Genomic DNA, 25,696 nt, shown 5'->3' with positions numbered 1-25,696 from the left:
CGGACTTCACTATCGGCAACTCACATCATTCATATGCGGCCTGGTCTTGCGGGGATTCGAAAAACGGCGGTTCGGCTCGGGGCGTGGCGACACGCGGAGTCGGCCGGGAGCAAGGGAATCGGCGGAATCGGCGGGGCGCTGGCGATCACGCTTGCGCTCGTCGGCGTCACATTGAGCCTCGCCGCGTGCGACGCAGGCACGCCTGCGGCGACTACCGCAGCCAGGGTGGAAGCCAGCGCGGCGGCGGTGTCCGGCGCGGCGTCCGCGGTCCCGGTCGCGGCCCAGAATGCCGCTCACGATGCCGGCCAGACCCGCGCGGAAGTTTACAAAGCCGTCCAGCAGATGACGGCGCTCGGCAAGCAACTGTTTTTCGACGCGTCGCTCTCCGGCTCCGGCAAGCTCGCTTGCGCGTCGTGCCATAGTCCCGACCATGCGTTCTCGCCGGCCAATGCGCTGGCGGTGCAACTGGGCGGCAACGACATGCATCGCACGGGCATGCGCGCCGCGCCGACGCTGAAGTATCTGCAATCGGTGCCGGCGTTCGCCGAGCACTATCACGAGTCCGACGACGAAGGCGACGAAAGCGTCGACGCCGGCCCGACCGGCGGCCTGACCTGGGACGGCCGGGTCGATCGTGGCCGCGACCAGGCGCGGATTCCGCTGTTGTCGTCGTTCGAAATGGGTAGCACGCCGGCCAAGGTGAGCGCCGCGGTCAAGGCCGCGCCGTATGCAGAGGCGTTCCGTGACGCTTTCGGCGAACACATTTTCGACAACGACGACGCCACTTTCAATGCCGTGCTGCAAGCGCTCGAAACCTTCGAGCAGACGCCCGAGCTGTTCTATCCGTACACCAGCAAGTACGACGCCTATCTAGCGGGCAAGGCGCAACTGACGAAAGCCGAATTGCACGGCCTGCAAGTCTTCACCGACGAACAGAAAGGCAATTGCGCGAGTTGCCACATCAGCCAGCGCACCAAGGACGGCGCGCCGCCGCAGTTCAGCGACTTCGGCCTGATCGCGATCGGCGTGCCGCGCAACCGCGCGCTGGCGGTGAATCACGACCCGCACTTTTACGATCTCGGCGCCTGCGGTCCGGAGCGCACGGATCTCGGCGGACGCGCGGAGTTTTGCGGCATCTTCCGTACGCCGACGTTGCGCAACGTCGCGTTGAAGAAGAGCTTCTTCCACAACGGCATCTATCATTCGCTCGATCAGGTGGTGCGTTTCTATGCCGAGCGCGATACGAATCCGGAGAAGTTTTATCCGGTTTCCAAAGGCAAAGTGCAGAAGTTCGACGATTTGCCGCCGCGCTACTGGGTCAATCTGAATACCGATCCGCCGTTCGATCGCAAGCCGGGCGACAAGCCGTCGCTCGACGAGGCCGAGATCAAGGACGTGGTGGCGTTTTTGAAGACGCTGACGGATGGCTACAAGGTGGAGGGTGCAGCGGGTGGCGGCGCAGCCAATGTGGCGGCCAATGGCGCCGCGAAGGCCGCGGCGAACTGAAAACGGAACGGGGCGGGAAAGCCGCCTGATCAGTAACCCGCGCCGTCGAGGATGTAATAGCAGGTGACGAAAAACAGCGCGAAAGACGCCAGCAGACAGGCGAAGCCGACCCGCGTCAGCAGGTTCGGCCAACGCGCGAGCGGCAGACCGTCCATCCTGACGATACGTCGCGCCAAGCCCGGATCGCGGCGGATCGCAACCGGTACGAGCGCGACGCAAAGCAGTGCAAGTGCTACGGCGAAGGTTTCGAGGGCAAGGGAAAAGTCCATGGCGAGGGATTTGACGCGTGGAGGGCGCCGAAGCGCAATAGAGCCATCTTAAAAATTCGCACTTCAAGCGGACATGGGACTCGTCTTAAAATTAAATGCGACGCGCGTGCCTGTTTGTCCGCGCGCTCCACGCTCTCCGCGCGCTGTCCACGCCATGAGCGCCATGAACAAAGGCCGACGTAGCGGGCATGCGCGTTACAACGCCGATTGCCGCAGGTCACTGCAAACGCGCATGGCTCGGTCACGTCGAGGGCGACATGCTATGCTTTTGGGGTCCAGATCACGAGTTGCGGCGAGCGCGCTCGTCGACCGCCTGAAACACTTTCGAGGAGAATCCTTCATGTCGATGCGAACCCGTGCCCTGTTTCATCTGACCGTCGGTGGCCTGCTGCTGGGCGGTGCGCTCAGCGCACAAGCGGCGAACCTCGGCTTTCTGAACGACACGCCGATCACCTACATGAAGCAGCGCGACATCGATTCGGTCAAGAAAGCCGTCATCGCCGCGTTGAACGACAAGCAGGACGGCGAGAGTACGAACTGGGTCAACGAAGGCACCGGCAACAGCGTGAAAATCGACGCGGCGATCACCGTCGCCGGCACGGCCAAAGACGGCGAGCGGACCTGCCGCGACGTCGGCGTCGTGCTGAATGCGAAGGGCCAATCCATGACCCTGCGCCCGCAATTCTGCAAGCAGGGCGAAGGTAGTTGGCAATTGCAGAAAAAGCACTGAGCATGCTTGCCGTAATGGCGACGCGCGCCGGCCTGCCGGTCGCGCGGTTCGATGCCATGGCGCGCTGCGGCGCGAACCGTCGATGAGCGCGCGGGTCATTTCATGCGGTATCGTGCTGCTCGATCCGGACGGCCGCGTGCTGCTCGCGCATGCCACCGAGACCTCGCACTGGGACATTCCGAAAGGGCACGGCGAAGAGGGCGAAGCGCCGCACGTCACGGCGCTGCGTGAGATGGTCGAGGAAACCGGGATTGCTATCGAACCGGCGCGGCTGAAAGACCTCGGCCTGTTCGTCTACCGGCGGGATAAGGATCTGCATCTGTTCGGCGCGCGGGCTAATGCCGACGAACTCGATCTGAGTTCATGCACCTGCACATCGCTGTTTCCGCGCCGCTCGGACGGCACGCTGATTCCCGAAATGGATGCCTACCGCTGGGCCGCGCCGCACGAAGTCGAGCGTTATGCGAGCCGCAGTCTGACGCGGCTTTTTCAGACGACGCTGTCGCTTGCGGATTTGCATCGGTCGCTAGGTATCGCGGCGGAGTGAACGCGGTAGCGCCGCTGCCTGCATCGCGGACCTCGCGCTGAATCTCAATCGAGCGCGCGATCGTTCGGATGTGCGAACAACGCGCGATTCTGTTCCGACAGCGGAAAATTCAGATTGATGCCGCGTGGCGGGATGGGCTGCGTGAACCACTGCCGGTACAACCGTTCCGCGTCGCCGGATGTCTGGCCGCGCGCGATCACACCGTTCACGAGATTGCGGAAGGGCTCGTCGCCCTTGCGGAACATGCACGCATAGACCTCGTAACCCAGCGGCGTGCCGGTTACCACGAAGTCGTCGGGACGCGGATCGGTTGCCTTGAAGCCGTACACAATCGGCTCGTCCATCACGAACGCTACCGCCCGGTCGTCCTTGACCGCGTTGAACGCCTCGGGATGATCGCGCGCGCTCGTGATGCGCATATTCAGATGCTTATCGGTATTCAGACGGCGCAGCAGGCGTTCGTCGGAAGTGCCTGCGGTCGTCACGACCGCCTTGCCCGCCAGGTCCGAAAAATCCGTAATGCCGCTGCTCTTGCGCGAGATCATCCGCACCGCGTACTGGAAGAAGCTGTTCGAAAAGGCAGCGAGATTTTCGCGTTCGACGGTATGCGTGGTCGAGCCGCATTCCAGATCAATCTGGTTGTTCAGCAGCATGGGCGTGCGGTTCGACGAGGTCACGGTAATTTCGTGCACCTTCAGTTGCGGCATGCCGAGCGTCTTCTTGATTTCATCGACGATCTGTAGCGCAATGCTTTGTGAATAGCCGACCGTGCCCTTGCCGTCGAAGTAGGAAAACGGAATCGACGCTTCCCGCACGCCGAGCACAACGACGCCGTCGTCGTGGATTTTTTTCAGGGTGCCGGTGAGTTCGTCCGCGCAGGCGGGGGCGGTGAACGACGCGACCAGTGTGGCCAGCGCCGTGAGGCAGGTGAGCCGGGTGAGCCGGCTGCGCCGCAGCGCGCGATGAGCGAAGCGGGCGGCGGCGTGCGTCATGCCGACGGCATGAACGGCACGCGCTTGACGCGCTTCACGCACCTCAAGCAGGTCATGCGCGTTGCGCGCTACGTGTGTCGGCTCACCGGTACTCGCCCCGCGGCGGGCAGCAATTTTCATCGGACCTCCGGGACTGGCGCATCCGGATGGGCGCGCTGTCACTGTCGATGGAACATGATGCAACGAAACGGCGTGCATCCCATCAACGAGATGCACGCCGTCTTCAACTTCAGATGCGCTACGACCGGCAGTCGCTCAAGCTTACGCCGGCTTGCCCCAACTGTCGCGCAAGCTGACGATGCGGTTGAACACAGGCTTGCCCGGCGTCGAGTCGACGCGGTCGGCGACAAAGTAGCCATGGCGCTCGAACTGATAGCGCTGCTCCGGCAGCGCATTTTGCGCGCCCGGTTCGAGATACGCGTGAACCACGCGCTTCGAGTCCGGATTCAGCGCGTCGAGGAATTCGCGGCCACCGGCGTCCGGTTGCGGCTCCTTGAACAGACGGTCGTAAATGCGCACTTCGGCGGGGTAGGCGGCGGCCGCGCTGACCCAGTGAATGTTGCCCTTGACCTTGTAGTTGTTCGCGCCTTCGGTGCCCGACTTGCTGTCCGGGAAGTAATTGCAATGCACCGCGACGATGTTGCCGTTCTCGTCTTTATCCGCGCCGATGCATTCGATCACGTAGCCGTAACGCAGTCGCACCTTGTTGCCCGGGAACAGACGGAAATAACCCTTCGGCGGCGCTTCGTTGTAGTCGTCGCGCTCGATCCACAGCTCGCGCGAAATCGGAAACTCGCGCACACCGTGTTCCGGATGATGCGGATGAACCGGCGCAGTGCACGGCTCGCTCACACCTTCGGGGAAGTTGTCGATGATCAGCTTGACCGGATCGAGCACGGCCGCCGTACGCGGCGCCTTGTCGTCCAGATCGTCGCGCAGCGCCCCTTCGAACACGCTCATGTCGATCCACGAATCGACCTTGGTCACGCCGATACGCTCGCAGAACAACTGGATCGCCTCGGGCGTGAAGCCGCGCCGACGCACGCCGACGATGGTCGGCATACGCGGATCGTCCCAGCCTTCCACATGGCCTTCGGTCACCAGTTGCAGCAGCTTGCGCTTGCTGGTGATCGCGTAGGTCAGGTTCAGGCGCGAAAACTCGATTTGTTGCGGCAGCGGGCGCGTGAAAATACCCGCTTCAGCCAGCTCGTTCAGAATCCAGTCGTACAGCGGACGATGGTCTTCGAATTCGAGCGTGCACAGCGAATGCGTGATGTTTTCCAACGCGTCCGAAATGCAATGCGTGTAGTCGTACATCGGGTACACGCACCAGGCGTCGCCGGTACGGTAGTGATGCGCAAAGCGGATGCGGTAGATGACCGGGTCGCGCATATTGAAGTTCGGCGACGACATGTCGATCTTCGCGCGCAGCACGTGCTCGCCTTCCTTGAACTCGCCGGCCTTCATGCGGCGGAACAGGTCGAGGTTGTCCTGCACCGAACGCTCGCGGAAGCGCGACGGCGTGCCGACCTCCTGGGCCGAGCCGCGGTTGGCGCGCATTTCTTCGGCCGACTGGCTGTCCACGTAAGCCTTGCCGCGTTCGATCAGCAGTTCGGCGAACTCGTACAGCTTGTCGTAGTAGTTGCTCGCGTAGTAGAGCTGTTCCTTGCCGTCTTTTTCCCACTCGAAACCGAGCCAGCGCACGGCGTCGATAATCGAGTCGACGTATTCGACGCTTTCCTTTTCCGGATTGGTGTCGTCGAAGCGCAGATGGCACACGCCGCCGTAGCTGCGCGCCACGCCGAAGTTCAGGCAGATGCTCTTGGCGTGACCGATATGCAGATAGCCGTTCGGCTCGGGCGGAAAGCGCGTTTCGACGCGCTGGCCCCACTTGCCGGTGCGGTTGTCGTCGTCGATGATGTTGCGGATGAAATTGGATGCCGCTGGCGCGTCGTTGCGTTCGGTATTCATGCGAGAAGGTGAAAGTCGGTCGGGGCGCGCAATGCGCCCGCTTATCCGTTAATTCTACCTGACGCGTCCCTTTGCGACAGGCGAGTGCGGCGCGCAGCCAACGTTCGAGCGGTTTCTACGGTTTTTCGAGGGTCTGGACGCTTGCCGCAAGCTGCGTTTAAGGTGCTGTAACAGGAGGTAAAACGGTTTGTTCGGGGGCAGGGCGGCGACTTAGGATGCGAGCGGCGTGGTGTGTCCGCCGTTGGCCTCGGGCCTCCGGCCGATGCGCTGGTTGATGCGTTGGCGTAGGTAATGCGCCAGTCAGCCGAAGCCGATGACCGCGCTGGCGGGAGTCCGCCGCGTGCTGCGTGGCGAGCGTGGGTTGCGCTCCGCACGCCTCATGAATTCGCCGCTCTATTTTTCCTGGGTGGTGCCGCTTGTGTCCAAACGCGCCGCGCGAGCTGACATAGCCGCCGTCCGCGCTGGCCGCACCGCCCTTTGCCGCCTTGCCCGAGCTTCAGCCGCTCGGGTGCCGATGGCGCCCATCGTTCCCGGAGTATCTCGGATGTCTGACCCGACCCACCACGCGCGTCGCGCGCCTTTCGTTTCTGTTTCTTTCGCCCGGATCGTGACGGTTTCAGCTTTGTTCGCGCTGGCCGCAGCCAGTCTCTCGCCGGTCGCTGCGCTCGCGAAAACGCCGCTGCCCAAGGCCGTGCTGGATGCTTCCGCGGTGGCGGCGCCGGATCGTTACAGCGCGGACGCCGCGCAGCAGATCTTCGCCGCCGGCGGCAACGCGGTCGATGCCGCCGTCGCGATGGCCTTCACGCTGGCCGTGACCCGTCCGGATGCCGGCAACATTGGCGGTGGCGGCTTCATGACCGTGTTGATGGACGGCAAGCCGTACTTTCTCGACTACCGCGAGCGCGCGCCGCAGCAGGCGACCCGCGACATGTACCTCGACGACAAGGGCAACCTGGTGCCGGGCATGAGCGTGGTCGGGCATCGCGCGGTAGGGGTGCCGGGCACCGTCGAAGGCATGTGGGAGGCGCAGCAGCGCTTCGGCAAACTGAAGTGGAAACAGGTGCTGGCGCCCGCGATCCGTTACGCCACCGATGGTTTCGTGGTCGAGCCGTGGCTGCAGCAGCGCCACGACGCGGCGGCGAAGAATTTCGCCGGCAAGACCAATTTCGACGCCTACTTCTCGAATCTCAAAGCGGGCGCGACGTATCGCCAGCCCGAGCTTGCGCAAACCCTGTCGCGCATTGCAGGCGACGGCGGCCGCGAATTCTACGAAGGCCGCACCGCGGATCTGATCGCGCAGCAGATGTACGGCCACGGACTCGTCACGAAGCAGGACCTGATCCAGTACAAGGCCGTGTGGCGCCAGCCGCTCACCGCCGATTGGAACGGCTACCAGGTCGTCACCGCGCCGCCGCCGAGTTCGGGTGGCGTCGGGCTGATTCAGATGCTGAAGATGAAGGCCGATCTGAAGCAGGCTTTCGATGGTCTCGCGTTGAATTCGGCGCCGTATATCCACCTGATCGCGCAGATCGAGGACCGCGTGTTCGCCGACCGTCAGCAATACCTGGGCGATCCGGATTCGTACAAGGTGCCGGTCGACAAACTGATCGACGACGCCTACCTCGCGCAACGCGCCGACGAAGTCACGCCCGACGAGGTTCCCGGCGCCAGGCCGGTCAAACCCGGGCTTGGCGATGCGTTGCCGGAAAAGGCGCAAACCACGCATTTCTCGGTGGTCGACAAGTGGGGCAATGCCGTGTCGAACACCTACACGCTGAACGGCGATTTCGGCTCCGGCGTGGTGGTGGACGGCGGCGGCTTCCTGCTGAACGACGCCATGGACGATTTCGTCACCAAACCGGCCAGCGCGAGCCCATCCGGTGCGAGCAGTGTGGAAGTCAACACGGTGGCGCCGGGCCGCCGCCCGCTTTCGTCGATGACGCCGACGCTGCTGCTGAAGGACGGCAAGATCGCGCTCGTCATCGGCACGCCGGGCGGGTCGCGGATTCTGACCTCGATTTTCCAGGTGATGACCGATCTGTTCGACTTCGGCATGACGCCGACGGACGCGCTCGCCGCGATGCGTTTTCATCACCAGTTGTTGCCGCAGAAGACGATCTACTTCGAGCCGTATCGTCCGATCACCGGTGAGCTGGCCGAGCAACTGCAAGCGAAGGGCTACACGCTCGAAGGCCAGTCGTTCAACGGCGACGTGCAGATGATCCGCGTGGAGGGCACGACGCCCGAGCCGGCTGCGGACCCGCGTGGCGTGGGGGTGGGGCGTGTGATACGGTGATGCGGGGGTTTCGCGATCGACGATCAAGGATCAAGGATCGACGTCCAGCGAATCAATGTATCAACGGCTTCACCATTAACCACACCGAACGCATGAGCGGACAAAAACTCAACCTACTCGTACTACCCGGTTACCAAGGCTCCGGCGCAGGCCACTGGCAAACCCGCTGGGAAGCGCTCGATCCGGCTTTCACGCGTGTTCAGATGCCGGACTGGGACCATCCTTCACGCGACGCGTGGTGCCGCACGCTCGACGCTGCGGTGAGCACCGTCGATGCGCCCGTGGTGTTCGCCGCACATAGTCTCGGCTGCCTGACAACGGCGTTCTGGGCCTCGCAGTACGCGAGCGCCGCGCAGCTCGCGAAGGTGGCGGGGGCGTTGTTGGTGGCCGTGCCCGATTCTTCCGGCAATCGTTTCCCGCAGGACGCCGGCGGCTTCGCACCGATCCCGCTCACGCGCTTGCCGTTTGCCAGCATTGTCGTGGCGAGCAGCGACGATCCGTACGGCAGTGAGCCGTTCTCACAGAACTGCGCGAGCGGCTGGGGCAGCCGCTGGATTGGCATCGGCCCGCGCGGTCATATCAATGCCGATAGCGGACTCGGCGATTGGGAAGAAGGACGCCGCTGGCTCGGGTCGTTCGGCGAAGAAGGCTGAGCCGATTTTCGCGGCACACGAGGGCAGATCGCGTTGCTCCGCATTTTGCGGCCTAATGTGTGCCGCGAACCTGGGTGTACCGCCAACCTGGGTGTACCGCCAACCTGGGCCGCGACACCAAAACAACGCCACATCACAACGCCACATCACAACGCCGCATCACCGCGCCGCGGCGCAGGCCTCAAGACGCTCCGTGGGCTCTTCCGCCTCAAATCACCGACTGCTTGCGCAACGCCGCGATCCGCGCCTCGTCATACCCCAGCACGTCACGAAGAATGCTCTCCGTATGCTCACCCAGTGTAGGCGGGGCAGTCAGCGCTTCGGGCGGCGTGCCGCTCATCCTGATCGGATTGCGCACCAGCTTGACCGCGCCGGCCGACGGGTGCGGCAGATCGATCTGCATGCCGCGCGCCACCACCTGCTCGTTCTCGAAGACTTCGTTGAGATCGTTGATCGGCCCGCACGGCACACCCGCCGCTTCCAGCGCCGTGATCCACTGATGTTTGCCCTGTAGTCGCACCATGTCGGCAAGCATCGGCGCGAGCGTTTCGCGCTGACGCACGCGCGCCGGGTTGGTGGCGAAGCGCTCGTCGTCGGCCAGTTCCGGGCGGCCGCCCGCCTCGACGAACTTGCGGAATTGCCCGTCGTTGCCGACCGCGACGATGATCCAGCCGTCGCTGGTCTGGAAGGTCTGGTAGGGCACGATGTTCGGATGCGCATTGCCCCAGCGCACCGGCGGCTGGCCGCTGGCGAGGAAGTTCGAATTCATGTTGGCGAGCATCGCTACCTGCACGTCGAGCAGCGCCATGTCGATGTATTGACCTTCGCCCGTGCGGTCGCGGTGCGTGAGCGCGGTCAGCACGGCGACGGTCGAGTACATGCCGGTCATGAGGTCGGCGATCGCCACGCCGGCCTTTTGCGGACCGCCGCCCGGCTGGCCGTCGCGCTCGCCGGTAATGCTCATGAAGCCGCCGATGCCCTGCACGATGAAATCGTAGCCCGCGCGCTGCGCATACGGGCCGGTCTGCCCGAACCCCGTCACCGAGCAGTAGATCAGATCGGGCTTCACTTCCTTCAGCGATGCGTAATCCAGACCGTACTTCTGCAACTGGCCGACCTTGTAGTTCTCCAGCACCACATCGCTTTGCGCGGCCAGTTCACGGATGATCCGCTGACCTTCGGGCGAGGCGATGTCGACGGTGACCGAGCGCTTGTTGCGGTTGGCCGCGAGGTAGTAGGCGGCCTCGCGCGTGTCCGCGCCGTCCGGCGTTTTCAGATACGGAGGGCCCCAATGCCGGGTGTCGTCGCCGACTTCCGGGCGTTCGATCTTGATCACGTCGGCGCCGAAATCGGCAAGCGTCTGCGCGCACCACGGCCCGGCGAGCACACGTGTGAGGTCCAGCACGCGGATATGACTGAGAGCGCCCATGTTGTTCGATGTCTCCTAGGTAGCCGAAGCAGCGCGCACGGCGCCGCGGATGGAGGCAATCTTAAGCGATTCCCGCGCGCCGGCGCAGTCGGCCGAACGGCATAGGACGAATCGCGTACCCTGATTGCGCGCGCCGTGTCTCGCGCTGCCCGCTCAAACCTGGCCGAACGGCTAACTGGCGGACAGGCCGTCGCGCACGGGCGCCGATCCCGTATAATCAGTCGTTTAAGAAACAGACACTTGGCGCATCCCACGATGCCGCCGGTCACAGCCAGGACCGTCCCCCGCACGCTATGAAAGCCGCCGAAATCCGCGAGAAATTCCTCAAGTTCTTCGAATCGAAGGGCCATACGATCGTTCGCTCGTCGAGCCTTGTGCCCGGCAACGACCCGACCCTGCTCTTCACCAATTCGGGAATGGTGCAGTTCAAAGACGTGTTCCTCGGCGCGGAATCGCGTCCGTATTCGCGCGCCACGACCTCGCAGCGCAGCGTGCGCGCCGGCGGCAAGCATAACGATCTGGAAAACGTCGGCTACACCGCGCGTCACCACACGTTCTTCGAAATGCTGGGCAACTTCTCGTTCGGCGACTACTTCAAGCGCGACGCGATCCATTACGCGTGGGAATTGCTGACGGGCGTCTACCAGTTGCCGAAAGACAAGCTGTGGGTCACCGTCTATCACGAAGACGACGAAGCGCACGACATCTGGGCGAAAGAAGTGGGCGTGCCGGTCGAGCGCATCATCCGCATCGGCGACAACAAGGGCGCGCGCTACGCGTCGGACAACTTCTGGCAAATGGCCGACGTCGGCCCGTGCGGCCCGTGCTCGGAAATCTTCTACGACCACGGCCCGGACGTGTGGGGTGGCCCGCCGGGATCGCCTGACGAAGACGGCGACCGCTACATCGAGGTGTGGAACCTCGTGTTCATGCAGTTCAGCCGCGACGCGCAAGGCAACATGACGCCGCTGCCCAAGCAGTGCGTCGATACCGGCATGGGTCTGGAGCGGATTGCCGCCGTGCTGCAGCACGTGCACAGCAACTACGAGATCGACCTGTTCCAGGCGCTGATCAAAGCCGCCGGCCGCGAAACCGGCGTGACGGATCTGACCAACAACTCGCTGAAGGTGATCGCCGATCACATTCGCGCGTGTTCGTTCCTGATCGTCGACGGCGTGATTCCGGGCAACGAAGGTCGCGGCTACGTGCTGCGCCGCATCGTGCGCCGGGCGATTCGCCACGGCTACAAGCTGGGCAAGAAGGGTTCGTTCTTCCATCGCATGGTGCCGGACCTCGTCGCGCAAATGGGCGACGCGTATCCGGAATTGAAGGAAGCGGAACAACGCGTGACCGACGTGTTGCGTCAGGAAGAAGAGCGCTTCTTCGAGACCATCGAGAACGGCATGGCGATTCTCGAAAGCGCGTTGGCCGACCTCGAAGCGAAGGGCGGCAAGACGCTGGACGGCGAACTCGCGTTCAAGCTGCACGACACGTACGGCTTCCCGCTGGATCTGACGGCAGACGTCTGCCGCGAACGTGAAATCACGGTCGACGAAGCCGCCTTCGACGAAGCCATGGCGCGTCAGCGCGAACAGGCGCGCGCGGCGGGCAAGTTCAAGATGGCGCAAGGCCTCGAATACTCGGGTGCGAAGACCACGTTCCACGGTTACGAAGAAGTCGTTTTCGACGACGCGAAGGTGATCGCGTTGTATGTCGAGGGCGCGTCGGTGCAGGCAGTCGAACACGGTCAGCAGGCTGTCGTCGTGCTCGACCACACGCCGTTCTACGCAGAGTCGGGCGGCCAGGTCGGCGACCAGGGCGTGCTGGCCAACGCCAGCGTGCGCTTCGCGGTAGCGGACACGCTGAAAGTGCAGGCCGACGTGGTCGGTCATCACGGCACGCTCGAACAGGGCACGCTGAAGGTGGGCGACGTGGTGAAGGCGGAAATCGACGCGGTGCGTCGTGCCCGCACGGAACGCAATCACTCGGCCACGCACTTGATGCACAAGGCGCTGCGCGAAGTGCTCGGTTCGCACGTGCAGCAGAAGGGTTCGCTGGTCGACGCGGAGAAAACCCGTTTCGACTTCGCGCACAACGCGCCGATGACAGACGACCAGATCCGTCAGGTCGAAGCCATCGTCAACGCCGAAGTGCTGGCGAACGCGCCTGGCATCGTGCAGGTCATGCCCTACGACGACGCGGTGAAGGGCGGGGCGATGGCGCTGTTCGGCGAAAAGTACGGCGACGAAGTGCGCGTGCTCGACCTCGGTTTCTCGCGTGAATTGTGCGGCGGTACGCACGTGCATCGTACCGGCGACATCGGCTTCTTCAAGATCGTGATGGAAGGTGGCGTGGCGGCGGGTATCCGTCGCGTGGAAGCGATCACGGGCGACAACGCGGTGCGCTTCGTGCAGGATCTCGACGCGCGCATCAATGCGGCCGCGGCGGCGCTGAAGGCGCAGCCGTCGGAACTGACGCAGCGCATCACGCAGGTGCAGGATCAGGTGAAGTCGCTCGAGAAAGAGCTGAGCGCGCTGAAGTCGAAGATGGCGTCGAGCCAGGGCGACGAGCTGGCCGGTCAGGCAATCGAAATCGCCGGTGTGCACGTGCTCGCGGCCATGCTCGAAGGCGCGGACGTCAAGACGCTGCGCGAGACGGTCGACAAGCTGAAGGACAAGCTGAAGAGCGCGGCGATCGTGCTGGCATCCGTCGAAGGCGGCAAGGTCAGCCTGATTGCCGGCGTGACGGCTGACGCCAGCAAGAAGGTCAAGGCGGGCGAGTTGGTGAACTTTGTCGCGCAGCAAGTCGGCGGCAAGGGCGGCGGTCGGCCGGATATGGCCCAGGCCGGCGGTACTGAACCCGCGAACCTGCCTGCTGCATTGGCTGGCGTGAAGGGTTGGGTCGAAGCGCAGCTTTGATTCGGGTTTGATCGGGCCACGCAGCGCGCCGGCGTATTGGCGTGTTGCGTGGCCTAAGTTTTTTGCGCTGACGCTTCAGCGCGCACAAACATCAGGCCGCCGCCGAGGCAGCAGCAACCGCCGCGGATTCCACCTCTCCGTCCTTCGCCGTCAGCGTCTTCTTCAATGCATTGAGCGCGGAAGAAAAATGCCCGCGACGCCACACCAGCAGCGTCTCGATCGGCTCGATCTCCGGTAGCGGGTGAACCGCGATATTGCTGGAATCGGCCAGCAGGTCCAGCACCGACCGCGGCGCGACCGCCACGCCCGCACCGGCCGCCACGCACGCGACGATCGCGTGATAGGAGCCTAGCTCCAGCACTCGCGCCGGCCGCACACCGTGCTCCAGATACCACTTCTCGATGTACGCCCGGTAAGCGCAGCCGAGTTCGAACGCGACCAGCGTCGACAGTGCAATGTCCCGCACCTCCCGAATCTGCCGATGCTCACGCGGCGTCAGCATCACCAGTTCTTCGGTGAACACCGGCACCGTCTCGAACAACTCGCCGAGCGCGGCCGGATCGAGCGGCTCCGCGACCAGGGCCGCGTCCACCTCGAATTCACGCACGCGCTCGATCAGCTTGCCGGTGGTGCCGGTTTCGAGTTCCAGCGCGACATCGGGCCATTGCGTGTGATAGCGCGCGAGCAATCCGGGCAGGCGGGTGGCCGCGACGCTTTCCATCGTCCCCAAACGCAGACGCCCGCTCGGACGATCCTCCCGCACCGCGTGACGCGCCTCATCGGCGAGGGCGAGCAGGCGCTCCGCGTAGGGCAGCAGCGTCTCGCCGGCCGGCGTCAGCACCAGGCGGCGGCCGTCGCGAATGAACAGGTCGGTGCCCAGTTGCTCTTCCAGTTGCTTGATGCGCGTGGTGACGTTCGATTGCACGCGATTGAGCTTGGCAGCGGCGCGCGTCACGCCGTTTTCTCGCACGACAGCCCGAAATATGGTCAAAGCGGCCAGATCCATGATCTCTCCTGGCGATGGGTGGTATCGTAATTATTCATTTTTAATGATTGAAAGGTCAAGCTAATATGCATTGAACCCAACCTGAAACGGTGACCGCGAACCGGTTGCCGTCTACCGCCATGCTCACGAACCAACTCGCCTCCGACACGGCCCACGACGCGCCAGACCGCGCCGCCGAAAACCATGCGGCCCGCCGCGCGGCGCTTGCCTGCATGGTGACGCTGGCCGTCGCGCTCGGCATCGGGCGGTTCGCGTTCACGCCTTTATTGCCGTTGATGCTCCACGGCAGCGCGTACGGGCAGCCGCAAATCGATATCCAGCATGGCGGGTGGCTGGCATCGTTTAACTACGCGGGCTATTTCGTGGGCGCGGTGGCGTGTGCAGCGCTGAGGCGGGTCGAGGCGGCCCGCATGGTGCGGGCGGGGCTCGTGCTGACCGTATTGTTGACGCTGGCGATGGGCGTCACGAGTCAGTTCTGGATGTGGGCGGTGGTGCGCTTCATCGCCGGCGCGGTGAGTGCGTGGACGTTCGTTTTCGCTTCCCAATGGGGACTGCGGCGGCTTCATGAACTCGGCGCGCATGGGTGGGGCGGGGTGATCTATACGGGACCGGGCGTGGGCATCGCGGGGACTGGCTTGCTGGTCAGTGCCGCGGGCGGATTGGGACCCACCGTGGGATGGATCGGGTTCGGGTTGATTGCGGCGGTTTTGTCGGTGGTGGTGTGGTCGGTGTTTGGCGGCGCGTCGGATGGTGGGGCGGCGAATGCGGGTCCGCGGCAGGGCGCAGCGGCGGCGGACGCCGCAGCGGCACGTGCAGCAACAGCAGATGCGGCAACGGAACGTGTGGTAACAGAGGGCGCCGCGAGCCAACACGCCGCAACTCAGGCCGCCGCAACCCAACACGCGGCAGCCCAACACGCCGCAACCCAACACGCGGCAGCCCAACGCCCCACAACCCAGCCCCTCACCACCCGCGTCCCGCACCGCGCCGACGCCTTCTGGCTCGTCCTCCTCTACGGCGTGCCAGGTTTCGGCTACATCATCACCGCGACGTTCCTGCCCGTGATCGCGCGCCACGCGCTCCCGGGCTCATCCTGGCCCGACCTGTTCTGGCCGATGTTCGGTTTGGCGCTGATCGTCGGTGCTTTGCTGGCGGCGCGTTTGCCGCTGCACTGGGACAACCGCACGTTGCTCGCGGGCTGCTACGTGCTGCAGGCGTGTGGTATCGCGCTCGGTATCGTATGGCCGACCGCCGGCGGTTTCTCGCTCGGTAGCATTCTGATCGGCCTGCCGTTCACCGCGATCACGCTATTCGCGATGCGCGAAGCGCGGCACTTACGTGGCGACCATGCCGCCGGTCTGATGGGCTACGCGACAGCGGCGTACGGCATTGGGCAGATCATCGGCCCGCTGGTGGCCGCACCGATCGCCGAACACACCGGCTCGTTCTCATTAGCTTTGTGGTTGGCAGCGGGGGCCTTGTTGCTTGGCGCGGTCGGCCTGATCGGGGTGGCGCACTGGCCGCACGGCCGCAGTCGCATGCCCGATTGCGGATGCTCCTGATGGCATGACCGGGGCGGGGGAGAACACACTGCTCGCCTCCGCGCCCGGCCCACGGCGAACAAGCAGCTGGCTCCTGCGCACGGCCTCTCGGCAACAGTCATCCCAACTCTCCCCACCCAACCACGCCACAACAGTCACCCGACCCGCCCCCCTAAGACCAAATCCCCCCAGCGCACTAAAATAACCGCTTCCCCGTCATCCCAACGCGCCTGTCGCCGGGCGCGTCTAGTCATGCAACATTTCGCGTCCGACAACTACGCCGGCATCTGCCCCGAAGCGCTCGACGCGCTGATCGCCGCCAACAATAGCGGCCACGAACCGGCCTACGGCGACGACTCCTGGACCAACCAGGTTTGCGACCGCATCCGCGAACTGTTTCAGACCGACTGCGAAGTGTTCTTCGTGTTCAACGGCACGGCGGCCAACTCGCTGGCGCTTGCGTCGCTGTGTCAGTCGTATCACTCGGTGATTTGCCACGAACTCGCGCACATCGAAACCGACGAATGCGGCGGCCCGGAATTCTTCTCGGGCGGCTCGAAACTGCTGACCGCGCCGGGCATCGGCGGCAAGCTCACACCGGACGCGATCGAGGCGGTCGTCACGCGCCGCGCCGATATCCATTACCCGAAGCCGAAGGTCGTCACGCTGACCCAGTCGACGGAAGTCGGCACGGTCTACAGCGTCGAGGAAGTGCGCGCGATCGCAGCGATCGCCAAGCGGCGTCATCTGAAAGTCCATATGGACGGCGCGCGTTTCGCGAACGCGGTGGCCGCGCTCGACGTGCATCCGTCGGAGATCACGTGGCGCGCGGGCGTCGACGTGCTGTGTTTCGGCGGCACCAAGAACGGCTTGCCGGTCGGCGAAGCGGTGGTGTTCTTCGACCGCGCGCTCGCCGACGATTTCGCTTATCGTCTGAAGCAGGCCGGCCAGCTGGCATCGAAGATGCGCTTTATCTCCGCGCCCTGGCTCGGCCTGCTCGATAACGACGTCTGGTTGCGCAACGCGCGCCATGCGAATGCGATGGCCGAATTACTGCAAACCCGGTTGCAGGAAATTCCCGGCGTGAGCATCATGTTTCCGCGAGAATCGAACGCGGTGTTCGCGCAGTTGCCCGCGAACGCCGCGAAGGCCATGCGCGCGCGCGGCTGGAAGTTCTACGAGTTCATCGGCGCGGGCGGTTGCCGGCTGATGTGCGCGTGGGACACACAACCGGAAACGGTCGAGCGTTTCACCGCCGAAGTGCGCGAGCTGTGCGCGACGTGAACGCGCGTGCCTGAGTGCCTGAGCGCTTTCCAGCCAGGCCGCACACGCCCCAGTCCGCACATGTCCGCCCACACCCGCCACACGTAAAACATAAACCGCTACAAAACAAACGAGACGTCCCTCACGCCATGACCGATTACCAATTTTGTCCGCGCTGCGCCACCCCGTTGACCGAGCGCGCCGACCCCGAACACGAAGGCGGGCGCATCCGCCAGACCTGTCCCGACGTGGCGTGCGGTTACGTCCACTGGAACAACCCGCTGCCGGTGGTGGCGGCGATCGTCGAGTACGAAGGCAAGATTCTGCTGGCGCGCAACGCCGCGTGGCCGGAGGGCATGTTCGCGCTGATCACCGGCTTCCTCGAAAACGGCGAGACGCCGGAAGAGGGCATCGCCCGTGAAGTGCTCGAAGAGACCTCGCTGCACGCGGAGACGGTGGAACTGATCGGCGTGTATGAATTCATCCGCAAGAACGAACTGATCATTGCGTATCACGTGAAGGCATACGGGACGGTCGCGCTGTCGCCGGAATTGCTCGAATACCGGCTGGTGGAACCGGCTAAATTGCGGCCGTGGCGAGCGGGCACCGGCCAGGCGCTCGGCGAATGGATGCGTCGGCGCGGCCTGCCGTTCGAGTTCGTCGAGAAGCCGGGACAGTGAGCCCCGGCGGCACGAAGCAGAGACGGGCTTCGGCCACCCTGTTCGGCGAGATCATTCAGAGCGCGCTGGCGGACCACCGCCACCGCGCGAATCCACGCAACGCCGCTGTCGATGCACCCAAAACACCGCCAACAACCTCCACGCCACGATGAACAAACCCGCCCCCGCCGCGCGCAGCGCCTACCCGCATTTCCTGCCGATCACCACACGCTGGATGGACAACGACGTTGCAATTTCTTATGTCGTTGAATGGAAAGAAAATATGTTCACATCACGGGTAGATGAATTGTCCATCGATGGACAAAAAACTCGGAAAACACTTTCGTTTTAATAACATTCCGGGTTTGCTTCCAGTTGGAAGCGGTTGACGCGGATAAGCGGCAGGGGCTTGGCTGGTCTTCTTGAGTTGCCGGGATCCGCGAAACATTGGCAGGCTTTCCCTAAGCTCCTGCTTCCACCAGCTTCATGACGGCTTCGTTTGGTTCCATCTCACACGCTCGACACCAGTCCAGATAGAACAAAATGTCCATGTAGCGTTCACCGCGCTCAATCTTCGATAAATAAGATTGATCAACATTCAGTAGTTTGGCCAAGTCGACCTGGGTAAGCCCAGCGCTCTTCCGCAGAGTTTTCAGGTGGGCTCGGAGAGCCTTGTAACGGGGATGATGGACGGATGGAAGCATGCCGCAATGCTCCCTGCTACATCTGAATAGGCCATTTTGGCCTATTTGCGTTATTATCCGCCCGAGCATGGTTAGTGCAGTGCTTATCCGATCCACAAAAAATACGGGTGCGATATGCGAGGCAAATTAACAGCAGCAGTGATAGCGGCTTCGCTGGCCGCTTGTGGCGGCGGTGGCGGCGACAACAACCAAACGAACTCGGCGACCAACAGCACGCCTGCGATGGTTGTTCCGACGGACTCACAAATCCGCGCTGACATTGCGACCAGCCAGGGCACGACGACTAACACGCCCATCTGGGATACGTCCGGTGCATACGGCGCGATTGGGAACCCCTTCAAGGGCGGCGTAGATGGTCTGCACTCGTATCGCTGGAACATTGAACGCGACGGTCTGATTCCGTTTCTGGATACGAGTAATAGTGCGACAGTCACGACGGCCCTGAACAATCTTGAAGCGGCGATCGGCAAAACGGTGTTCAACCGCCTTCCGGCAACGACAAATCCGGCATCCGTCACGCGAGGGGTGATTTTCAACAATGCGACGCCGCCGACTGCCAGTGCATCAGAGCCGAATAACTGCGGGCAGTTGTATGCAAATCGTCAGAATATTTTCAGCCAGTGGGTTGATCCGACCTATTCCATCGATCCGCCTCTCGCCGCTGACTGGCAAGCTGAAGTTGATTCCAGCCCGCTCATCGACCCCCGCCCAACGTTCAACGTGGATGTCGATTTCAGCAATGCCAGTTGCGCGCCGTTTGAGCCACTGGTTGAGCATGAGCTCGTGCATGCCCTCGGCCTGACCAATCACTTTGACGGTTTCGGACAGGGAAGTGGTGGCAACTGCAACGGCGCAATTTGCACGGACCGAACTTATCCCGTCTTGAAAACGCTCTATGCCAATCCGCCGATGACTGTCATTGGCAACATGACCATCGCCCGGTAAGGGTTGGGCTTGCGGCTACCTGTCCCGCACTTCGAAGCGACGGGTATTTACATCGGGGAACCGTATGCAGAACGACGACAACCAGGCAAAGACAGGCAGCTACTACATCGATGGACAGGATGGTGTGCTCGGAAGCGTTGATGAGCAGATCAAGGCTCGCGTATTACCAACGGATGGACCAGCCGCCGCCAATTTCAAACTCGGCATGCATCGATTCAATGTGCCGCAAACCGAAAGCGGTTCCGCCGCATATTCAGGTCCGGCTATGGATGTCACGGATGGTCTTGAACGGATGCTGGACTATGCGTCGGCCGTCATTCGGCTGGCATTCCGTTTCTTCCCGTTTGTCGTGCCGTTGCTGATCCTTGGGCGATACGGTGATCGCTATGTTCCCTTCGGTCTGAACTTTCCGCTCATGAACCTGCTTCGTTGGGCCAGTGTGCCCTGGTTTATCTATCAGGCCGTGCGTGGAGTCGTGCGATTGTCGCGAGGTTCCGATAAAGCGGCGAAGCATGGGATAGGGTCTAGGCCAGTATACGAGCGAGTTCAACTGGCGGATGGCAAAGTTGCGGTTACGTTCCGGCAGCGACGGCTGAATTTCGTTGCCGCCGATATCGTGACGGTGGTGCCTGTTGTTGCGGTGATCCTCGCCGGACTAGCGGCGTGCTTCTTTGTGGCCGTCAACGACAACCTGCTCGTTGGCATCCTGCTGATGCCCGTCGCGGTTCTGACGCCGATGCTGGTGGTTCATCGCCTCAACTGGCGAGACCATACGATCGTCATTGAACCAGGTGTCGGCATCCGCTGGGGCAGTCAATCCCTGAGCTACAAAGACGTCTACGATTTCGGCTGGGAAGCTTCGCAACGATCCGGCAAAGGTGGCTATCTCAGCATGACCGATTCTGTCGCCTACGCGATGATGAGCGGTGGCAAGAAAGTCCCGATCACGAAAGAAATGCGTGGGAATACTGCCGCAAGCATCTGTGAGTTAATTCGCGAACTCGCGTGATCGGCGGCAGCCAACAGACAATCGCGACGGTTGTTCCATTTTGAACAGCTTATCCACGGTTTTCGAAGCGGCCACCCGTGCAGGCCATGAGCTAGAAAACAGTGGGTAAGCCGTTCTGTCTATTTGGTGCCGTGTTGTAACTGCGAGTCGCCTCGGACGCAGTTTTGCCCACCTTCGCGGTGGGCTTTTTTCGCTGGACACCTACCCAGGACGGCTGAAACCCCTTCAAATAAGGCTGTGTCCGTGGTGTCCAACGCGTCCGGCCACAAATGCCTTTTCGGCGCGTATTCCTCTAGACGAACCGCTGGGGCGATACTAGACTGGCAAAAACCATAAACGGAGACCGCCATGCCGAAGTGGGCCGATTACCTGATTTACGGGGTTCAATTCAACCAGCAACACACTCACATCAATCGCCTGCGCATCGCCGTGGATAATGGCGACTCTGTAGGCCAAACCAGTGAGCATACCCGCCAAGATATCGTTGCAGCAATCCAAAGTGGCACCACCTTCGTCACAATTTACAAGAATGCCCAAGGTAATTGGGACAAAGGGAAGCAAGTTTATGTCATACGGCTCAATGGGACTGACTATCTCAAAACGGTGAATGACAACAAGCTAGTGGACAACCTCGATAACCTACCCGAGTTCTAGCAATCGACTGGCCCCACCCCGATACTGCCCAGTAACAACCGATGACGCGAAGAAAACTGCCCCAATGCACCAGATTCGGATGTTATGAGAGTCCGTATGCTGGCGGTCTATGCAAAGAGCATCACGAGGAAGACCTCGCGAAACGGCGCCTACGCGAAGAAGCTCTTGATCTACTGCATAGATACAAGGTGGACGGCACGGCGCTAACGAAGCCAGAGGCCCGAGACGAATATACACGCCTGGAACGCTGGTGGACTCGGGCATGCCGAGCCATAAACTTCAATCGCGTCGATGACGTGCTGCAAGACGAGGCCGAATATGCCGTTGAATGGTGCATTGCTATTGCAACGAGTCTAGTGGAAGAGGAACGCCTGTTCAGGCAAGGTATTGCACACGATCCGATGCAAAATGCATATCGAGACGATGTGTGGGCGAGGTTCAGTAATCTTGAAGCTGGATTGATGAGCAACGGTGTCCCGCGACGAACGTGAGCGGAATGGACAAGAACAAACTTAAGCGCTTTCTGCGGGAATGGTGTCGCTTCGCAGTTCGAGACGCTACGGGGCAGACCTTCGGCTGGCCAACTGTCGTTAGTGCGGTGCTCCTCGGTTATATCCTTAAGCGTATGGGTATCGGCGCGATACCGAATCAGATCGAAAACGGCTTGGCGGTGGCAGTAGTTAGTTGGTTAGTAGCTCTGCTGGTAGCGATCCTGTTGACTGGAATCAAGGCTTACAGGATGGTAAAACCGCTCAAGGTGACAATCACGGACGAGCTTCGTTCGCCGAACTTCACCTTCAACGAAGATATCAAGGGCTATAACGTGACAGCAGTCGTAAAGAACCGATCGAGCGCGCATCTGAAGGACTGCATGGCCTACGTTATAAATGCACCGCAGGCAGACGGATCGATTCAGCCGCGCTATGTGGAACAATTTGACCTCCCGCCAGAGTCCAAGAAATACGTCCACTTCGGTTACTGGTTTTCTCGCAAGCCACCGAACTCAGATGATCCCGATATCAACTTGAGCGGACCTACGGGTGCCGCGTTCGGTGGGAATCGATGCAAGGTTCCAAGCCCATCACGATTACATTTTCGGGTTCTGGCACAGGACATAGATTGCAATGACGTGCACTGCGATCTGTGGATAGACAGGGATGCTCGTCGCCTGCGTGCAGCCCAGATTCAAGAGTCAGACAGCGACGTTGCGAAGGCACCGAATCGAGAGGCGACAACCTGATTGTGAAGTCGTATTCGGCGACAGGTTCACGGGCATCTATGATTTCATAGCTAGGCGACACTACCGATAAGTTGTGACAAGGGCTGGCGTCGGACTTTGATTCCATGCTGGCGCAGGTAGTCCCGCCAGTAGTTCATGATCCCATGAGTGAATTCGTGCAGTGGCAATGTTGTCCTGTCCGATAGCTTGACGCTTATATCTTGTCCCTCGGTTGCTACTAAATCGAATCTTCCTTCCCCATTCGTGTAGACCTCGATAAATTTCGACTTCCGGTGACGAACTCTCATTGTGGCCGCGGCCTTACGCTGGCCTGATGTCCTGTCACGAAGCTCGAAGTGTTTTGATGAATTAGCGATGTCCCTCACAGCCACAAGCAGAGGTTCGGTGTTCCATTGCGCGTGGAACGGCTCTTTGTCCCGCGCCTGGATCTTTCCCAAGTGTTCTAGGACATAGTCGCGCATAGCATGCGCTGTGACGCAGAAGTTGAAAAAGTGATCCGCCTTATGAACGCGGCTACGGGAATGGTAAGTTCGATACGACTCGCGTTCAAGTTTGCGAAACAGCGCTGCCGGTGATGTTAAGGAAGGCGCGAGCGTCACTGCTCAATCCCCCAGATCAATCAGGCTACGACGCGTTGACGGCTGAAAACGTTGGTCTATCTGCCATCCAGCTGTTCCGCCAATTCAGACAGCGTCACAAAGGCGACGCCGTAAGCTGACGATAGCCACGCACGGTTTTCGAGGCTCATTATCGTCGGACTACCCGCATTGTGTCCGAAGTCATCGGAACAGTATAGGTCGATACCGTAGCCAACATGCGAAGCAATGCCATCGCCATCCGACCACTCGGCAATCGCCTTGGCGACCACCTTTCGTTGTGCCTTGGTTTTAGCATGACCAAGGCCCTCAAGCCAAAGCTTAGGGTTATCTGCCGTCACACCGTCTGAAGCGTTGTATTGATTGCCTAGCCTCAAAGCGATCGCGCGCCCAACGCCGCGCATTTCGATAGCAGTGGCAACTTCATTCACCCTCTCGCGATGAGCCACCATCTCTTGAATCGTCTCGACCACGTAAAAGGATTGGTTGGGGTCTTTCACGTTCAAACCGTCAACCCAGCGAGCGGGTCCACGAAGAGCTCGCAGACCTAGGCTCAGCGCTTCCTGCACGGCGGCCTCATATTTCTCATCTAGCGGTGGTCGATAGTGGCGGACTTCGATCGTAATATTCGCAGTCTGTTTGTCCGGCGACGTAGATCGGCTTACGATGTTCGTCTTTGCCAGCATCTCCGCTCGGTCTTTCTTCTGAATTCCTTCTAGACTTCGATATGTTTGAGAAAAATAGCCCTTGATGCGTCCATCGCCTAAAGCCGAAACGACTGCGGCATGCTCGTTAATTTTTGCCAGTGTATTCGCATCGAAGGTAACCGTCGTGACCATGCTCGCGTTTCTCCCGATTCTAGGCTATCGCCCTCGCACAACCAGCATCGGACGGTGCTTGACGTAATCATAGTTGACTTCCACATGCTCGATGGGCTCGGCCACGGACCGTCCAGCCATTCCGTTATTGAGGATGTTCAAGTGGACGACGTGCATATCACACGCCTCAACAACGCACTCGCCGCCTTGTCTAAACCCAACGTCTGAGACAACGCTTGTGTCTCCGATCTTGTGCCCAATGCTTTGAAACGATATCGTGCGGCCACGCATGTCGAGGATTGCCCTCACTTTGCTGCTGCGTCCAGCAATCAGCTCTTTGAACAATTCCGGTGATGCATTTACCGACTCCGATCCCCGACGCACATAGGCCGGCCCTGTGAAGTGCGGCCGATCCTCACTAGCTGACACCATGACTGCCACGATATGCAGCCCGTCTTGGGCGAGCACGCGACATGTGACTGTCTTGATAGGTGGGTAACAGTCCTTCTCAGCGATTTCGCGGATCAACTTCTGTTTCGAGTCCGTTTGATCTACCGGCACGCCAATAATCTTGCCAGTTCTGTCGTGGACTCCGATAAATAAAACCGCAGTGCGATCTGACGGCACCGAGTTGGCGAACGCGCTCAACGTTTGCCTTATTTCCGACCTGTTAACACCCGGTGGCTTGCGTTCGACAAAGTTGTCCTCCTGAGTCGCAATGCGTTGGATAAGTTCGTCGTCGGTCATAAATGTATGCCTTTAACTGAAATCTTCCGGTCGATGCGTAGAACTCAAAGTTAGCGACATGCCGATACAACATGCCAAATTCCCCGGACACGTCGGACACCCTGGACACCCTCTTGCCTGAGAAGGGTTTCAGCCTGTCTGGGGTAAATGTCCAACTTGATTACTTGCCCTGCCCGGACACGCGAACAGTTCCGCTCGACATGTTGAGTTGTCGCTGCCTGGCTCGGGCACCTGTGCAGGCCATGAGCTAGAAAGCGGTGGGGTGGGTAAGCCATTCTGTCTTTCTGTCCGACCTCGGACAACAATCATCGTTGGACATCTACCCCAGACAGGCTGAACCCTTGTCGGATAAAGCTGTGTCTTGGGTGTCGAACGTGCCCGGGGTGAATCACAATCTGCGCTTTAGGCTACATCACCTTTGCCTCATATCCGAGAAGAACGGCTTCGAGCTCGGCCAACTCAACGTGCCCGTTGTATGCTGAATCGCTTCTCATTTCCAGAACCATCTGAGTAAATGCCGTTCGCTGTTCCTTGGTGTTCATCGTCGCACCAAGTCGCTCAAACGTTGCGAATGCACGAACAACGATAGGCGATCCATATAGGCAGATACGGCATTTTGCATCCGCCGTTCTGAACCCGAGGTCACGTCCTTCGGGAGAATCACGCGGCGTCCGCAAGTTAGCGTGCTCGGACACACATTTCAGGTAATCGGTATACGCCTGCGTCCGCAGTTCCCTATGATGCTTCTGCCGATCGAGGTGCCGAGTAAAGAAATACTGAAGAAGGGCACCTATGATGACGCCGAAAAACGAAAATATGGCGGCGGTCATGTTGGCTTTTCCTTTTATGTCACGAGTAAAGATGAGATGCCATCAATAGTGCCATCGAGTTGTGTTCGTAAGCGGAACGGTGCGGCCATGACGAGTAGGCCGCCACCATCGCACTGACCTGGTTAGCTTCGGTAGCTCAGAGTAAGTCACAAAAACGCTGACATCGCCGATAGAATAAAGCCACGTCGCATATCGCACAACGCCGTTAAAGTCCAACCCCTGAATAGGTGTAACACCGGCCACCCTCTTGCCGGTTCCGTCTGGCAGCAACGCAAAGCCCAAATAGATGCTGTTCAGCACTTTCCGATTGATGAGCGCGTCAGCAAACGATGTTGTGTCGATTGGAACACTTTCCTCAACAATTCGGCATCCA

General features: G+C 61.1%; 22 protein-coding genes and 1 pseudogene. 14 read left to right on the top strand and 9 right to left on the bottom strand.

What is annotated here, in order from left to right; genetic code table 11:
* Nucleotides 1-33: 33 nt before the first annotated feature.
* Entirely contained in the window at nucleotides 34-1,506 is a 1,473-nt protein-coding gene (locus tag FA94_RS04505; protein WP_081935674.1) for a cytochrome-c peroxidase, read from the top strand.
* Nucleotides 1,507-1,535: 29 nt separating this feature from the next.
* Here FA94_RS04505 and FA94_RS04500 read toward each other — a convergent pair whose 3' ends face one another.
* The gene (locus FA94_RS04500) at nucleotides 1,536-1,775 is read right to left on the bottom strand and encodes a hypothetical protein (RefSeq protein WP_035547168.1); all 240 of its coding nucleotides are present in this window, start codon (nucleotides 1,773-1,775) and stop codon (nucleotides 1,536-1,538) included.
* Between the two features lie 340 nt (nucleotides 1,776-2,115).
* Between FA94_RS04500 and FA94_RS04495 the strand changes: the two genes are divergently transcribed.
* A complete protein-coding gene (locus FA94_RS04495) occupies nucleotides 2,116-2,505 on the top strand; it encodes an RT0821/Lpp0805 family surface protein (RefSeq protein ID WP_035547165.1) in 390 nt (129 codons plus the stop codon).
* Between the two features lie 82 nt (nucleotides 2,506-2,587).
* Nucleotides 2,588-3,052, top strand: coding sequence for an NUDIX hydrolase (locus tag FA94_RS04490; RefSeq protein ID WP_035547162.1), 465 nt, complete (start codon nucleotides 2,588-2,590; stop codon nucleotides 3,050-3,052).
* A 44-nt stretch (nucleotides 3,053-3,096) separates the two neighbouring features.
* On the opposite strand, the gene FA94_RS04485 is transcribed toward FA94_RS04490, so the two are convergent.
* Together FA94_RS04485 and FA94_RS04480 are read right to left on the bottom strand one after the other, a co-directional pair.
* Nucleotides 3,097-4,044: a transporter substrate-binding domain-containing protein gene (locus FA94_RS04485; RefSeq protein ID WP_408306272.1), complete on the bottom strand. Its 948-nt coding sequence runs from the start codon at nucleotides 4,042-4,044 to the stop codon at nucleotides 3,097-3,099.
* A gap of 261 nt (nucleotides 4,045-4,305) precedes the next feature.
* Complete coding sequence (locus tag FA94_RS04480; RefSeq protein ID WP_035547160.1) at nucleotides 4,306-6,015, bottom strand: glutamine--tRNA ligase/YqeY domain fusion protein; 1,710 nt, start codon at nucleotides 6,013-6,015, stop codon at nucleotides 4,306-4,308.
* 544 nt (nucleotides 6,016-6,559) lie between these two features.
* Here FA94_RS04480 and ggt point away from each other — a divergent pair.
* Together ggt and FA94_RS04470 are read left to right on the top strand one after the other, a co-directional pair.
* Nucleotides 6,560-8,311 carry a gamma-glutamyltransferase gene (ggt, locus tag FA94_RS04475; protein ID WP_035547157.1) on the top strand — a complete coding sequence of 584 codons (1,752 nt, stop codon included), beginning with the start codon at nucleotides 6,560-6,562 and terminating at the stop codon, nucleotides 8,309-8,311.
* 92 nt (nucleotides 8,312-8,403) lie between these two features.
* A complete protein-coding gene (locus tag FA94_RS04470) occupies nucleotides 8,404-8,964 on the top strand; it encodes an RBBP9/YdeN family alpha/beta hydrolase (protein ID WP_035547155.1) in 561 nt (186 codons plus the stop codon).
* 208 nt (nucleotides 8,965-9,172) lie between these two features.
* Here FA94_RS04470 and FA94_RS04465 read toward each other — a convergent pair whose 3' ends face one another.
* Nucleotides 9,173-10,393 (bottom strand): CaiB/BaiF CoA transferase family protein, encoded by a 1,221-nt coding sequence (locus FA94_RS04465; RefSeq protein WP_035547152.1) that lies wholly within the window; start codon nucleotides 10,391-10,393, stop codon nucleotides 9,173-9,175.
* Nucleotides 10,394-10,686: 293 nt separating this feature from the next.
* Between FA94_RS04465 and alaS the strand changes: the two genes are divergently transcribed.
* On the top strand, nucleotides 10,687-13,311 hold the full coding sequence (alaS, locus tag FA94_RS04460; RefSeq protein WP_035547149.1) for an alanine--tRNA ligase: 2,625 nt from the start codon (nucleotides 10,687-10,689) through the stop codon (nucleotides 13,309-13,311).
* A 91-nt stretch (nucleotides 13,312-13,402) separates the two neighbouring features.
* On the opposite strand, the gene FA94_RS04455 is transcribed toward alaS, so the two are convergent.
* Nucleotides 13,403-14,317, bottom strand: coding sequence for a LysR family transcriptional regulator (locus tag FA94_RS04455; RefSeq protein WP_035547146.1), 915 nt, complete (start codon nucleotides 14,315-14,317; stop codon nucleotides 13,403-13,405).
* A 119-nt stretch (nucleotides 14,318-14,436) separates the two neighbouring features.
* On the opposite strand from FA94_RS04455, the gene FA94_RS04450 reads away from it, so the two are divergent.
* The 4 genes and pseudogenes from FA94_RS04450 to FA94_RS39975 form a co-directional block, all read left to right on the top strand.
* On the top strand, nucleotides 14,437-15,879 hold the full coding sequence (locus FA94_RS04450) for a YbfB/YjiJ family MFS transporter (RefSeq protein WP_063771762.1): 1,443 nt from the start codon (nucleotides 14,437-14,439) through the stop codon (nucleotides 15,877-15,879).
* Between the two features lie 231 nt (nucleotides 15,880-16,110).
* Nucleotides 16,111-17,142 (top strand): threonine aldolase family protein, encoded by a 1,032-nt coding sequence (locus tag FA94_RS04445; RefSeq protein ID WP_035547143.1) that lies wholly within the window; start codon nucleotides 16,111-16,113, stop codon nucleotides 17,140-17,142.
* A gap of 128 nt (nucleotides 17,143-17,270) precedes the next feature.
* On the top strand, nucleotides 17,271-17,801 hold the full coding sequence (locus FA94_RS04440; RefSeq protein WP_035547141.1) for an NUDIX domain-containing protein: 531 nt from the start codon (nucleotides 17,271-17,273) through the stop codon (nucleotides 17,799-17,801).
* 148 nt (nucleotides 17,802-17,949) lie between these two features.
* Nucleotides 17,950-18,030 (top strand): annotated as a pseudogene (locus tag FA94_RS39975) (acyl-CoA thioesterase); the annotation flags it as partial.
* A 211-nt stretch (nucleotides 18,031-18,241) separates the two neighbouring features.
* On the opposite strand, the gene FA94_RS04435 reads toward FA94_RS39975, so the two are convergent.
* Nucleotides 18,242-18,484 carry a helix-turn-helix domain-containing protein gene (locus FA94_RS04435; protein ID WP_035547139.1) on the bottom strand — a complete coding sequence of 81 codons (243 nt, stop codon included), beginning with the start codon at nucleotides 18,482-18,484 and terminating at the stop codon, nucleotides 18,242-18,244.
* Between the two features lie 114 nt (nucleotides 18,485-18,598).
* On the opposite strand from FA94_RS04435, the gene FA94_RS04430 reads away from it, so the two are divergent.
* The 4 genes from FA94_RS04430 to FA94_RS04415 all read left to right on the top strand — a co-directional run bounded on the left by FA94_RS04430 (nucleotide 18,599) and on the right by FA94_RS04415 (nucleotide 22,332).
* Nucleotides 18,599-19,429, top strand: coding sequence for a hypothetical protein (locus FA94_RS04430; RefSeq protein ID WP_156126517.1), 831 nt, complete (start codon nucleotides 18,599-18,601; stop codon nucleotides 19,427-19,429).
* 64 nt (nucleotides 19,430-19,493) lie between these two features.
* Complete coding sequence (locus FA94_RS04425; protein ID WP_035547133.1) at nucleotides 19,494-20,438, top strand: hypothetical protein; 945 nt, start codon at nucleotides 19,494-19,496, stop codon at nucleotides 20,436-20,438.
* Nucleotides 20,439-20,786: 348 nt separating this feature from the next.
* Nucleotides 20,787-21,092 carry a DUF3892 domain-containing protein gene (locus tag FA94_RS04420; RefSeq protein ID WP_035547130.1) on the top strand — a complete coding sequence of 102 codons (306 nt, stop codon included), beginning with the start codon at nucleotides 20,787-20,789 and terminating at the stop codon, nucleotides 21,090-21,092.
* 496 nt (nucleotides 21,093-21,588) lie between these two features.
* Entirely contained in the window at nucleotides 21,589-22,332 is a 744-nt protein-coding gene (locus FA94_RS04415; RefSeq protein ID WP_035547129.1) for a hypothetical protein, read from the top strand.
* 655 nt (nucleotides 22,333-22,987) lie between these two features.
* Here the strand turns inward: FA94_RS04415 and FA94_RS04405 are convergent.
* The 3 genes from FA94_RS04405 to FA94_RS04395 form a co-directional block, all read right to left on the bottom strand.
* On the bottom strand, nucleotides 22,988-23,767 hold the full coding sequence (locus FA94_RS04405; RefSeq protein WP_035547124.1) for a hypothetical protein: 780 nt from the start codon (nucleotides 23,765-23,767) through the stop codon (nucleotides 22,988-22,990).
* A gap of 24 nt (nucleotides 23,768-23,791) precedes the next feature.
* Nucleotides 23,792-24,493: an AlbA family DNA-binding domain-containing protein gene (locus tag FA94_RS04400; protein WP_035547121.1), complete on the bottom strand. Its 702-nt coding sequence runs from the start codon at nucleotides 24,491-24,493 to the stop codon at nucleotides 23,792-23,794.
* Between the two features lie 407 nt (nucleotides 24,494-24,900).
* Nucleotides 24,901-25,323: a hypothetical protein gene (locus FA94_RS04395; protein ID WP_051980371.1), complete on the bottom strand. Its 423-nt coding sequence runs from the start codon at nucleotides 25,321-25,323 to the stop codon at nucleotides 24,901-24,903.
* Nucleotides 25,324-25,696 lie beyond the last annotated feature (373 nt).

Source organism: Burkholderia sp. 9120 (assembly GCF_000745015.1).
In the GTDB taxonomy this organism is placed as follows: Bacteria; Pseudomonadota; Gammaproteobacteria; order Burkholderiales; family Burkholderiaceae; genus Paraburkholderia.
This window is presented reverse-complemented; position numbering and strand designations above follow the sequence as displayed.